The organism is Maridesulfovibrio sp. (genome assembly GCF_963678865.1).
Lineage (GTDB): Bacteria > Desulfobacterota > Desulfovibrionia > Desulfovibrionales > Desulfovibrionaceae > Maridesulfovibrio.
Genome location: NZ_OY787459.1, coordinates 1020754 through 1034065 on the forward strand (window position 1 = coordinate 1020754; position 13312 = coordinate 1034065).

Below are 13312 nucleotides of genomic sequence, written 5' to 3' on the forward strand. Positions count from 1 at the left end.
ATGGATGGACTAAGAGAAATTAAACTAGTGAGACTGTTTCTGGCCAAGTTTATACCAGACATTCATGGACTCAAGGCTGCCGCTGATATTTGTATTGTTGATTAGACAACCTGAAAAATTATAATTCCCCTTGGAAAACAGGGAATTAATTCCATATGAGCAGGCTCTGGCGATTGTAAAGAAGCACTTTATGCCGGACTTTACGCAATCCTCCTCCAGAGAACACAAAAGCGCCCCGGCAAGACCGGCTTTACGGTAGTCCGGGAGAACAGCAAAATCGGTCATCTCAGCACTTATCCCGTCAGCGGCCACTTCCGCAGATGCGGCACCCACAAGGTGGTTACCATCATAAACGCCCATGAAACGTACTCCAGCCTCCATTTCCTGACAGATGTAGTCAGAATCGGTGACAGGAAATGGATAGGTTTCAAAAGTCCGCTCATAAAGATGCGCGAGTGCTTGCGCATCTTTATGGCCGAGTCTGCATAGCTGCAGATTCCCGGGAAGAGATTTAACATTGCCCTTCCCTTTCTTGCTTTCGGCAATAGAAAGAACACGATCAAGCTCCCGCCTGTTGCGCTGCTCTTTTCGCCACTTATACCGATAGAAACTTAAAAAAACACCATCGTCATCGCCAAACATCCCCGGCACCAACGCCTCCTTCTCAAACCCGCAGGAAAGAAAGGGGACCATATATTCAGCAGGAACTTTTGCAAATATCTTCGACAGGTCTTCCTGCACAGCAATATCTATCAATTCATCTGCAAGATTGATATTCTTACAATCTTCAACCGCATATGACATCAGATAAATACGGTCATTAAATGAACCTATCTGCACTCTGCTTTGACCTACACTGACAATCGAATCATACAACATGGGAATTACGCTCCGCCCTTTCGTTGTCTTCAGGAGTCAGGCTGAGGGTGTCATCCCAATCGGAGATCAATTTTTCGATACCGATTGCTTTTTCTTCAGCCCCTTCTTCCTTGAGCTGAAGATTGCACTCCTCACAATTGCGGTCACAATAGTTGCATTCGTAGGAATCAGGCTCCGTATAAGTAGTTATAACACCTTCATAATTTCGTAACACAACCTTATTGGTGGCCCATGACACAATATAATTAGGCATAACCGGAATCTTACCGCCTCCGCCGGGAGCATCCACAACGTATGTGGGGACAGCAAAACCGCTGGTATGCCCTCGCAGGCTTTCAAGAATCTCGATACCTTTGCCCACGGGAGTTCGAAAATGGCTTAAACCTTCGGAAAGGTCGCACTGATAGAGATAGTACGGACGCACCCTGTTCTTGACCAGCTTGTGGTTCAAGCTCTTAATCAAACGCGGACAATCATTGATCCCGGCCAGCAGCACGCTCTGGTTACCAAGCGGAATTCCGGCATCAGCCAGCTTGGCAAGAGCCCTGCGAGAAGAATCAGTTACTTCCCGAGGATGGTTGAAATGGGTATTGACCCAGAGAGGATGATGTTTTTTGAGCATATTTACCAGATTATCAGTAATGCGGTATGGCAGGACAACCGGCATACGGGTCCCGATACGGATTACTTCAACATGTTCAATCTCACCCAGTCTGGTCAGAATCCAATCCAACTTCTCATCCGAAAGCATGAACGGGTCCCCCCCGGACAGCAACACATCACGCACCTGCGGGGTATTGCGGATGTACTCGATACCCTTTTCCAACTGACTGCGCGACGGAACGGAATCCTGATCACCAACCTTGCGTTTACGGGTGCAGTGCCTGCAATACATGGAGCAAAGATTGCTGATATGAAAAAGTACCCGGTCCGGGTATCGGTGGGTCAGCCCGGGTACCGGACTGTCTTCATCCTCATGCAGCGGATCGGTCATATCACAACGCTCAATCTTCAGCTCTTCCGGGCTGGGGAAAGATTGCAAGAACACGGGATCGTTTTCATAATCTTCAACATCAATAAGCGATAAGTAATAAGGGGTGATCGCCAACGGAAATTTTTGCAGGGTCAACTCATGTTTCTTACGTTCAGAATCACTGAATTTGATGCCGAGTATTTTTTCAAAGCTGGAGACAGTCCTGACTGTATTGCGGACGTGCCACTTCCAGTCAGTCCAGTCAGACCTTGAAGAGTCATCATCAATCACACATGCCAATGCTTCCTGTCGCTCAGTGTAAACAGTCATAATATCCTGTAGTTTTATAAAATTTGAGAAAGAAATCCCTGAAACGGACTTAAACTAGAAAACCCGCAAGGTATAAGGCAGCAAAACGTTTCTGTTTTCTCCTGAATATGTAAACTATTTTAGAAGATATACGCTCTTATATATCATTATATAAGGTGCTGAAGTAGCTTTTCGAATTTCGCTGCGATGCACATACGAAAACCCAAGAAATAAACACAATGCAACAACAGCCAGCACAATAGTTACGATTGCGTTTTGCAGGTCACAATTTGCTATATTATCAGGTTTCATTTGTATGCAGGTAGATAAAAATAAATTGAGTAATTCTGTCGTTACGCAAAACAATACAGAATTACCGTCCACCAACAAGGCGATTTATTGGGTACAAAATGGGTACAGGAAGTACCCAATAATCTAAGAATTCATTTGATGTTTGAGATAGGAAATCAATGAAATGCTCTTACCTTGCAGGCCGAGCTTGCGCCGAATATTTTTACGGTGAGTGCGTACTGTATCAGCAGTTATTTTCAGAAGTTCAGCGATATGCTCAGTGCCTTTACCTGCTTCAATATAGCGGCAGACCTCCACTTCACGGGGAGTTAGCTTAAGCAGCAGGTCTTCAAACTGGTCCCCGGTCTCTCCGGCGAGTGCAGAAAGACGTTCTTTGATAAACTTTCCAAAACTCCTGCGCATCTGGGGAACAGGTTCTTCAATCATCCGATCTAGAGCAGGCATAATCTGCTCACGGACTTGCAAGGCGAAATCCTCATGCATGTCCTTTTTTTCTTCTTCAACAGATTCAATAACTGTGCGCAAAGCTACGTTCATGCCGTCAACCTGCTCACGTGTCTCCTCCAAACCGGTTTCAAGACGTTGAATATCAGTCATATCCCGAAGTCCGACATGAAACACTGTACCGGATTGAAGGCGTACTTTATGCATGGTCAGCTCTACTGAAATTTCCTTACCGGAACTGTTTCTGGCGGTAAGTAATTCATCAAAAGGTACCGTAATTTCGGTGGTACAGGTTTCAAAATGCTCACGCACTATCTTAGACGATTTCGCACTGAAAATACTCAAACAGCTATTACCGGAAAGAGTGCGGCTACGCCCAAAAATCCTCTCCGCAGCAGGGTTTGAGGTGAGTATACGAAAAGATGAATCAGCCAGAAAAGTTGGATCATGAGCTGCTTCAAAAAGAGCATTAAAGAGCGCAACACTGTCATCAAGAGCTGCAATATTATCTTCAATACGTTCTTCGTAAGTCTCATGCAATTCTACAAAAGGAGCATTATTGGTGACAACAGCAGCATAACCTTCCGAACAATAAGGCCCAAGAAGAGGAATCAGGCGCAAGGAGTAGCTACCGCCGCTTTCACCATAAGGGATTTCATGTACCCCGGCGACAGGATAAGCTGAAAGGAAATCTTCAATACCGGAGGCTTCTACACCCAGAATTTCCCAAAGCTGTCGTCCTTCCAGAGGGCAGCCAAAAAAATCAACTACCCGTTCACTGGCTGAACAGACGAAACCTCCGCCATCGGTGAAAAAGAAATAATCGGAAAAGGACTCAAAAACTTCAGAGATAGGTTCAGGGAGTCGTTCAAAATTGTCGTCTGTATTTGAGCTCACGGTAAATTCCTGCACTTAAAAATTATTGAAGGCCAATATTTATCAGGCAAACAAACTTAATTCAAACATGCTGCTGACCGGATTTTATCCAAGAAAAAAGGCTCAGCTTAAAATTTAAGCCAAGCCTTTTGAAAAAGCATAATTTTAAAGATACAGCCGTAATTATTCAGGCAGAACTAGTGCCCCTTGCAGACATGCTTGCTCGGTGCCCATCCGTCCATATACCAAGCCCGATCACCCTGTATCTGCAAACCGTGATAACGCACGTACTCCAATTGTTCTTCAGAATAAGTATGTCCCTCAATCGGCATGATTGCCTGAACCTGAGCAGGCCCATATGCTTCTGAGGATGAATCAGCAACAAATACCGGCTGTCCTATCGAACCGGAAGGATGCTTAGTTGTTAATTTTCCGAGTCCAATACCCTCCGCCATGCACGGAACATCTATATCGTGGATTATATCCATTTTGAATCTCCTTAGATTTGGTTGAAACAGATCGGATCATTACGAATACCAACAAAATACATTTCGTTAATTAAGCACATAACTCCCATATAAACAATATATCAGTACTGCCTAGCAAAATGACAGGAGAAAAAAAAGCACAAATTTTCATGCCCTTATTCACGTACACCGGCCATGAGCAGTCCGATACTTTCAACCTTGGCTTTATCTTTAACAGAAAATTCATCCATAATCTGACCACAATACATTACCGCTACACGGTCAGCCAGCTGCAGGGCTTCGCCCAGATCGCCTGTTATGAGCAGTACTCCGGCCATCTCGCGGGCCTTGAGCAGTCTATTCCAGACCTCTTCGGTAGCGGAAATATCCAAGCCCTGTGTCGGCTGCTCCGCAACTATCAGGTGCGGCTGACGGTAAAGCTCACGGGCAAGCACCATCTTCTGCAGGTTACCGCCGGAAAGCTGCCACGCCAGAGCACGTATGCGTCCGGGACGCACATCATATTCTTCTACAAGCTCTTCAGCCACTTTAGCGGCATGATCATGCTTGAGAAAAGGTCCTGCGGTAAATCCCTGACGAGTGCTCAAGAGAAGGTTGTCCACCAGATCAAGGTTGCGGGCCGTTGCAAGGTCCAAGCGGTCTTCGGGAATGTAGGACATGGAATTATTCCAGGTCATCTCGGCAAAAAACTTGCGCCACGGCTTACCCATGATAAAAATTGTATCTTTCGGAGGCTTACGCATACCGCAAACTCCTTCTACAAGCTCCTGCTGTCCATTCCCGGCAACACCAACAATAGCTACAACTTCGCCCTTACAGACGTGCAGATTGATGTCGCGCAAGCCGATCCCGGTCATATTCCTGACTTCCAGAACCTTCTCACCGGGTTCAATCTCTTCCTTGTTCACTTCAAGAATTATTTCCTTACCGACCATGCGGCGGGCCAGATCACCCTTGGAAGTAATCTTGTCGCGGGGAACCTCGGCATCAATGTTTCCCCGGCGCAGAATGGCAACTTCGTCGGCAATGGCCATGACTTCTTCAAGTTTATGGCTGATGAAGACAACAGACTTGCCCTGACGGGTCATTGCCCAAAGGGCTTCAAAAAGGCGAAATGCTTCACGCGGAGTCAGAACTGCGGTTGGTTCGTCAAAAATAAGAACCCGGCTCTCGCGATAGAGCAACTTGAGAATCTCAACCCGCTGTTTCTCACCCATAGACAGGGTTGAGACTTTGGCAGAGGGATCGATTTCAAGTTCATAATCATCGGCCAGTTTACGCACCCGCTCTTCCATTTCCTTAGGATTAACGAAGAAACCGCCCTCCTGACCGAGAAGCACGTTCTGTGCTACGGTCATTGTATCCACAAGCATGAAATGCTGGTAGACCATGCCCACTCCGGCTTTGATGGCATCTTTTGAGTTGGCGAAGTCCATGCGTTCGCCGTCGACTTCAATGTATCCTTCGTCAGGCCTAAATCGTCCGGCAAGCATAGACATGAGCGTACTTTTGCCCGCACCGTTTTCTCCGAGCAGGGCCTTGATACGTCCGGGATAGAGATCAAGTGAAATATTATTGTTGGCTACAACCTTACCGAAACGTTTGGTAATGCCCTTCAACGAAATAAGCGGAGCACAGCCTTCAAATCCGGTAGCCTTCTGGCATTCGGGACGTGTGAAATCCTGTAGTGAACTCATCGTGACCACCTACCCTTCAGGCTCGATGTTGATTCCCAGATGTGCGGGAGCATTGCCGCTGCGTCCCCGCATGGCGGAGAAAATCAGCACAAGAATGGTCAACGCATACGGCAGCATCAGCAGCAGAGATGATGGGATATGGGTTCCCACAGCCTGCAAGCGCAGCTGAAATGCCATAACCCCGCCGAAAAGATATGCGCCGAATACGGCCCTGCCCGGTCTCCAGAAAGCGAAGATAACAAGGGCAACAGCGATCCACCCGCGTCCGCCGGAAAGTCCGTTGGCCCAGAGATGGGTATAGGCGAGAGAAAGGTAAGCCCCACCCAGACCTATCAGGAACCCACCGCCCAACAATGAGATCCAACGCAGGCGAAGAGCCTTCAATCCTACTGCGGCAGCTGCAGCCGGCTTCTCACCAACAGCGGTAATGGCCAGACCTAAGCTGGTTCGGTTGATAAAAAACATGAACAAAACAGGAATCAGGTAGGAGACATAAACAAGAGCATCCTGCTTAAAGAAAATATCCCCGAGATACGGGAGCGCGGAAAGCACCGGAAAACTGAATTTATCGAACCCGTCAGTAGCTGTACCGATATATGGAGTGCCGAGGAAGTTGCAAAGTCCCACACCGAGGATGGTCAGTGCCAAACCGGAAACAACCTGATTACCGAGACAAGTGATACAGACAAGACCATGCAGCGCAGCCATGAATGTTCCGGCAAGACCTCCGGCAATGAAACCGAGCCACGGATTGCCTGTGGTCATGGTTACAAAAAAAGCAGCAAAAGCCGCCATACTCATCATGCCTTCCACACCGAGGTTGAGCACCCCGCCCTTCTCAGTGAGAATCTCACCAAGGGTCGCGTAGAGAATCGGTGTACCGGACTGCACTGTCGCAGCCAGCAAAGGGACAATAAAACTTTCTAACATCAGGAACCATCCATATTAGTATGCCTCCGGCGACCCTGCCGGGGGCCTTAAACCCTTTTTGTAAAAAGGGTTTAAGAATCCCAAAAACTTTTGATTAGCTTCGCATCTGCTAATTGCAGACCTGTCTATGCTTAAAAATATACTTACACGCAAAATGTCATGCGAAAAAACTTTACTAAATCCAATCCCGACTTGACGTCTCCTGCAGCGGAGACCCACCAAAGAAGTTTCCCTTCTCCAGCTGCCGGAGGCAAAACTAATTTTTCTTAACTATCTTATAAGTTACAAACATCTGGCCAGCGAGCACAGAGAGAAGAATCAACCCCTCCATAATAGACCCGAAAGAAGCCGGAGTCTGAAGCTCGAGCTGCATGTTTTCAACACCGACACGCAGAGCTGCCAGCAGGTAAGCGGAGATGCCGATGTAAAGAGGATGAAGTCTGGCAAGCCATGCTACGACGATTGCAGTATATCCGTAACCGACCATAATTGATGGCTGCAGCCTATTGATGGTGGCGGAAGCTTCAATACATCCGGCCCATCCGGCCAGCGCACCGGAAATAGCCATAACGAGTATGGTCAACATTCCATAAGGCAAACGGGAATACATAGCGATGCGTTCGCCTTCACCTGCAATTTTGATCTCATATCCGAGCCGGGTAAAACGCATGAAGGCCCACATGGCAATACCGGAACCGACACAGACCGCAAATCCCCAATGCAGCCGGCTATCTCCTATCTGCCCGATAATGGCTGCGGGTGTAAATTCCGGGGTCACCGGAAAACCGAAGCTGGCCGGGTCCTTCCATACACCGAAGACAAGGTATTCGAGCAGGAGGATGGCAATGTAGTTGAGCATCAGGGTGGAAATGATTTCGTTGACCTGCAGTTTAAGCCGTAGAATAGCCGGAATGTAGGCCCAGAAAGCGCCGAAAACCGCGGCACAGATAAACATAAGCGGCATAAGCAGATAGCCGGGCAGGCCGGAAAAATTAAGCGCAGCCCAAGTGGCCCCGATTGCACCGAGAGCGAACTGCCCTTCGGCACCGATATTCCAGACCTGCATCCTGAAGGCTGTAGCAACACCCAGAGCACAAAGAAAAATGGGAATAGATTTTAGAAGGGCATCTTCCAAAGCCCATGAAGCACCAAAAGACCCCTGCCAGAGCACTAGGAGTCCTTGTACAGCAGATTTTCCCTGCAATTCAAGCAGGAGCGCGCTGATCCCGAAAGATAGAACCAGAGCGCCCACGATAATAATCGGGGCGCCCCAGTTCCAGGGTTCATCACGCTTTTGTAAGCGATAACCCAACATAAATTATTACTTGGTATTCCCGATTACGCCTTCAACAAACCACATCATACCGAGCAGTTCAGGATCGGCCATGGTTTTTCCGGCGGGAACCATTTCTTTACCGTTCTGGTCGTTAATGGGACCTACGAAAATTGCATTACTGCCTTCAACAATAGCTTTCTTGGCAGCAGCCACCTTGTCCTTTACGTTCTGAGGAACCATGGGGCCGAAGGGAGCAATATCCACGATGCCCTGATCCATACCCCACCACAGGGATTCATTACCCTGCCATACACCGTCACGAACCTGCTCTACAGCGTTCTTGAAAAGCGGTGCCCAGTTCCAGACAGCAGCGGTCAGGTGAGCCTTGGGAGCCATCTTGGACATATCGGAGTTGTAAGCGATGGCATACTTGCCGCGTTCCTGAGCAGCTTCCATAGGACCGGGGGAATCCTGATGCTGGGTGATAATATCGGCTTTCATGTCCAGCAGGGAAATGGCTGCGTCTTTTTCCAGAGCGGGATCGTACCATGTTTTTGTCCAGACCACGCGGACGGTAGCTTCGGGATTGACGGAACGCACACCAAGGGTAAAAGCGTTGATACCGCGGATAACTTCAGGAATGGGGAAAGCGGCAACATAGCCGATTACGTTGGATTTGGTCATCAGGCCCGCAACAATCCCGGTCAGGTAACGAGCCTGATACATACGGCCGAAGTAGTTGCTCATATTCGGAGTTTTCTTAAAACCGGAGCAATGCATGAATGCGGTCTTGGGAAATTTCTTGGAAACTTTGACCATGGGATCCATGTAACCGAAGCTTGTGCCGATTACCATATCGTAACCCTTGCGGGCAAAGTTGAGCATAACACGCTCGGAGTCCGGACCTTCTGCAACGGATTCTACAAAGGAAGTCTCTACCCAGGGGAGGGCGTCAATTGCCTTACGGCCCTGATCCTGTGCATAGGAGTAACCTTCGTCACCCACGGGAGAAATGTAAACAAAACCGACTTTCACTTTATCCTTTTTGGTACCGGCAAACGCTACGGATGCCAGCATCACGGACATGACCGCAACAATGGCCATAAGCAGAACTTTACGCATCATCCACTCCTTGAAAATTGTTTAGAAACCCTGTTGAAGTTCCGTATAAACGAACCTTCCCCTGATTGTAAAAAAAACAAATACACAACCAGCCCCCGGACTCCCTTCGTCCGGCAGCTGGCAATGCAAATGTCTAAAAACCTGAACCGTGTTAAGATAAAATCTTAACTATTATTTTCCTGCGAAACCTTCACAATGGGTTGAGCGAACTGGGTTGCACTGTCCCATGGAAAGAGAATCCAGGTATCCTGACTTACTTCAGTAATGAAGGTATCCACCAAAGGACGGCCTTCGGGCTTGGCGTAAATTGTGGCAAAATGAGCCTTGGGGACCATTTCACGGACCAGTCTGGCAGTGCCTCCGGTATCAACCAGATCGTCAACCAGCAACCAGCCTTCGCCGTCGCCTTTGAAATTTTTGAGTACAGTGGCTTTCTTTTCCTGAGTTTTCCAATCATAAGTGGAAATGCAGACGGTGTCGATAAGTCTTATCTCGAGCTCACGGGCTAAAATCGCCGCAGGGACCAGTCCGCCCCGGGTTATAGCCAGAATGCCTTCAAAAGGCCCTTTTTCAAGCAGCCGCCAGGACAAAGCCCTGCAATCCCGGTGCAGCTGTTCCCAAGAAATGGGGTACATTTTATTATATCTGTCTGCCTTGGACAATTTATCTTCTCCTTAATTTCCATGCATGCACGCGGTTTTCCCTAGCCCAACGAATGGACAAGGGCAACATAAAATTTAAAGCATTTCCACATTTATGAAAATTCAGGTTTATTTTCACCATGCAAAACATTTTTGCCGTTGCCGCAAACAGCAGGATACTTTTTAGCAGCAGATAACTGTTTACGTCTACCCTGCACAAGCCCTCAGCCTTGCACACGCCTTGGCAAACTTTATTTTTGGTTTTACATAAACCTGCGCCAAGGTTAAAAGAAAATGATAGGAAGCGAAAAACAAAACACCGCAAAATAAAGGTCATAGCTTATGAGATTTCAAGATGCCGCCAGATTACGCTACAAGATTACCCTGCCCCTTATCCTTCTGCTGGCCCTGAGCGCACTTTACCTTTTTCATACCCTGCTGATTGAACGCAGAAATTTCACAGACACCCAAGGACTGCTGACCGGACTTCATCTTACCGCAGTGGAGATTCTTACCTCGCAGGAAGGTATGGGTGCGGATTCCGCCATAGGAACCTTCGCTGCTATCATTAAAAAACTACAGGAATATCCTGCCGACAACCGCTTAACCAAATCACTGAACAACGAAGATTCCAGCCTGTTTTTTTCCGCTGAAAACTTTATCCGTGCAGCCAATTCAGGACAGGCAGACGCAATCAATAAAACTATGCGCAAGCTGGCTTCATCAATAGGCACGGTATCATCGGACATAAGCAAAGCTTCGAACAGATTTCACGTAAATCTGGTTAAATATGAATATGCAATCCTGTTTTTGATCTGTATTCTTGCAGTTATCCATTACTATATTGTGGACTCGCCAATGCGGGAAGAACTTATCCGCTGCGTACGGGAAAAAGAGCTGAGCCAAACCACCATCAAAAAACTGGCGGAACGGGATTCACTGACAAATCTCCCCGGCAGAATGAAATTTTACGAAGAATCGGAAAAAGCAGTATCCACTGCGACAAGATACGGGTCAGATCTGGCACTCATCAAGATGGACATCCACAATTTCAAAGCAATCAATCAGAAACACGGCCAGAAAACCGGAGACAAGATTCTGGCCGGTTTTGCCCGTGTAGTACGTAAAAATTTAAGACGCCCGGACAGCTTCTTCAGGGTCGGCGGAGATAAATTCATTATTCTGGCCCCGCACACTTCCGTGAAAAACGCAAAAAACCTTACTGACAAAATCAACAAACTTGTTTCGCAAACCAAAAGTCTGAACGCCGTACCCTTTCTGATGAATACCGGAATTGCAATGTGCGGACATGATGAAAATTCCGAAACCCTGCTCAAAAAAGTTGATCTGGCCTTAAAAGAATCCAAAAAATATGGTCCCGGAACTGTATACACACACCCCGAATCCATTAAACCTGCCGAGTAATAAATGAAAAAGCTACAAATTCTCGTTGCTGCACTCACTGCTGCTGTTTTTATCTCTATCTCTGCCTGCTCCAGCCATCAGCCCGATACGGTGCAGGCTGTCCAGCCATCACATACCGGCTCAATTCCCCTACGCGATTTTTTTAAGAATCCGGTGGCAGAAGCTTTCAGCATCTCACCGGACGGCAAAAAAATCGCATGGCTTGCACCTTGGGAAAACCGGCTCAATATCTTTGTCAAAGATCTTTCCAGCGGGAAAACCACAAGAGTGACAAGTTCCACCAAGCGTGACATCTACGGTTATTTCTGGGTCGGCAATGAGCGCATTGTATTCGGACAGGATTCCGGCGGAGATGAAAATGTCCACACATTCTCCGCAGCCATTGACGGAAGCGGGGCAACCGATCTGACTCCTTTTGAAAATACCCGTACCAATCTGCTGGATGAACTGGAAAACGATGACGAACACATCCTGATTGTCATGAACAGGGATGACCCCAGACTCTTTGATGTATACAGACTTAATGTTGTCAGCGGAGAACTTGAACTTGAAGCCCGCAACCCCGGAGATGTAAACGAATGGAGGACAGACCATGACGGAAAAGTCCGCCTCGCCATTGCAAGCCGCAACGGGCAGAACGAAATTTTATACCGCAACAATGACTCCGAAATATTCCGCCCGATCATGGATGTTGACTTAAGGACTCAATTCAGTCCTCTGATTTTTGATTTCGATAACAGGAAATTTTACGTCAGCACCAATATAGACCGGGATAAACAAGCCATTTACCTCTTTAATCCGGAAACCAAAAAGCTGGAACAGTTAATTTTCGAACACCCGGATGTTGATGTAGAGCGGCTTCTTTATTCAAAAAAACGTAAAATTATTACCGGAGCAGGCTTTTTCACTGACAAGCATCATTACGTTTTTTTTGATGATGACCGCGAAAAAGTACAGAACGATCTGGAGAAACTGCTGCCCGGATATGAAGTTGTCATAACTGCTGCGGACCGGGAAGAAGACAAATATATTGTCCGTACATACTCCGACCGTAGTTTAGGGGCGGGTTATATCTACGATGTCAATAACAAGAAATTGACAAAAATTACTGATGTCAGCCCTTGGCTTGATGAATCGCAGATGGCTGAGATGAAACCGGTTTCCTTTATTTCCCGTGACGGACTGACTATCCACGGCTACCTGACCCTGCCCAAAAACAGAAAACCGGGCAACCTGCCTGTAGTCATTAACCCGCATGGCGGACCGTGGTTACGCGATTACTGGGAATTCAACCCGGAAACTCAATTTCTGGCCAATCTGGGCATTGCGGTAATGCAGGTTAATTTCCGTGGCTCCACAGGATACGGACGCGAATTCATGGAAAAAGGGTTTAAGCAATGGGGCCGGAACATGCAAAACGATCTGACCGACGCAGCCCACTGGCTAATGGATCTGGGCATTGCGGACCCTGACAGGATAGCTATTTACGGAGGGTCATACGGAGGTTATGCAACCCTTGCCGGACTGACCTTCACCCCTGATCTATATGCCTGCGGAATCGATTATGTAGGGCCTTCCAACCTGTTCACCCTGCTGGAGACCCTGCCTCCGTACTGGGAAAATGAAAAACAGGATTTCTACCTCAAAATAGGTGATCCGGTCCGCGACTATAAAATGTTACGCAAGATTTCACCTGTTTTCCATGCGGATAAAATCAAAGCTCCCCTTTTTGTTGCGCAGGGAGCCAACGATCCCCGAGTGAAAAAAGCCGAATCGGACCAGATAGTAACAGCCCTGCGTAACCGCGGCGTTGCCGTGGAATATATGGTCAAAGATAACGAAGGACATGGCTTCCACAATCAGGAAAACCGTTTTGATTTTTACGAAGCCATGGAAAAATTCCTGAATAAACACCTGCTGCGGTAGCTTAAACTATCGAG

At 47.5% G+C, this 13312-nt stretch carries 11 protein-coding genes; 2 read left to right on the forward strand and 9 right to left on the reverse strand.

The window, feature by feature from the left end; genetic code table 11:
- Positions 1-24: 24 nt before the first annotated feature.
- The 9 genes from ablB to gpt all read right to left on the reverse strand — a co-directional run bounded on the left by ablB (position 25) and on the right by gpt (position 9968).
- Entirely contained in the window at positions 25-879 is an 855-nt protein-coding gene (gene ablB, locus ACKU41_RS04620) for a putative beta-lysine N-acetyltransferase (RefSeq protein WP_321404361.1), read from the reverse strand.
- Positions 869-2182: a lysine 2,3-aminomutase gene (gene ablA, locus ACKU41_RS04625; RefSeq protein WP_321404362.1), complete on the reverse strand. Its 1314-nt coding sequence runs from the start codon at positions 2180-2182 to the stop codon at positions 869-871. The genes ablB and ablA overlap by 11 nt, the downstream gene beginning before the upstream one ends.
- A gap of 414 nt (positions 2183-2596) precedes the next feature.
- Complete coding sequence (locus ACKU41_RS04630; protein WP_319780203.1) at positions 2597-3814, reverse strand: PAS domain S-box protein; 1218 nt, start codon at positions 3812-3814, stop codon at positions 2597-2599.
- 176 nt (positions 3815-3990) lie between these two features.
- Positions 3991-4281, reverse strand: coding sequence for a hypothetical protein (locus tag ACKU41_RS04635; protein ID WP_321404363.1), 291 nt, complete (start codon positions 4279-4281; stop codon positions 3991-3993).
- 155 nt (positions 4282-4436) lie between these two features.
- Positions 4437-5978: an ABC transporter ATP-binding protein gene (locus ACKU41_RS04640; RefSeq protein WP_319780205.1), complete on the reverse strand. Its 1542-nt coding sequence runs from the start codon at positions 5976-5978 to the stop codon at positions 4437-4439.
- Between the two features lie 9 nt (positions 5979-5987).
- On the reverse strand, positions 5988-6908 hold the full coding sequence (locus ACKU41_RS04645) for an ABC transporter permease (RefSeq protein ID WP_319780206.1): 921 nt from the start codon (positions 6906-6908) through the stop codon (positions 5988-5990).
- Between the two features lie 256 nt (positions 6909-7164).
- Positions 7165-8223, reverse strand: coding sequence for an ABC transporter permease (locus ACKU41_RS04650; RefSeq protein ID WP_319780207.1), 1059 nt, complete (start codon positions 8221-8223; stop codon positions 7165-7167).
- A gap of 6 nt (positions 8224-8229) precedes the next feature.
- Positions 8230-9306: a BMP family ABC transporter substrate-binding protein gene (locus ACKU41_RS04655; RefSeq protein WP_319780208.1), complete on the reverse strand. Its 1077-nt coding sequence runs from the start codon at positions 9304-9306 to the stop codon at positions 8230-8232.
- Between the two features lie 164 nt (positions 9307-9470).
- The gene (gene gpt / locus ACKU41_RS04660) at positions 9471-9968 is read right to left on the reverse strand and encodes a xanthine phosphoribosyltransferase (RefSeq protein WP_321404366.1); all 498 of its coding nucleotides are present in this window, start codon (positions 9966-9968) and stop codon (positions 9471-9473) included.
- Positions 9969-10289: 321 nt separating this feature from the next.
- On the opposite strand from gpt, the gene ACKU41_RS04665 reads away from it, so the two are divergent.
- Both ACKU41_RS04665 and ACKU41_RS04670 read left to right on the forward strand, forming a co-directional pair.
- Positions 10290-11372 carry a GGDEF domain-containing protein gene (locus ACKU41_RS04665; protein ID WP_321404369.1) on the forward strand — a complete coding sequence of 361 codons (1083 nt, stop codon included), beginning with the start codon at positions 10290-10292 and terminating at the stop codon, positions 11370-11372.
- A 3-nt stretch (positions 11373-11375) separates the two neighbouring features.
- On the forward strand, positions 11376-13298 hold the full coding sequence (locus tag ACKU41_RS04670; protein WP_321404370.1) for a S9 family peptidase: 1923 nt from the start codon (positions 11376-11378) through the stop codon (positions 13296-13298).
- The last annotated feature ends 14 nt before the right edge of the window (positions 13299-13312 follow it).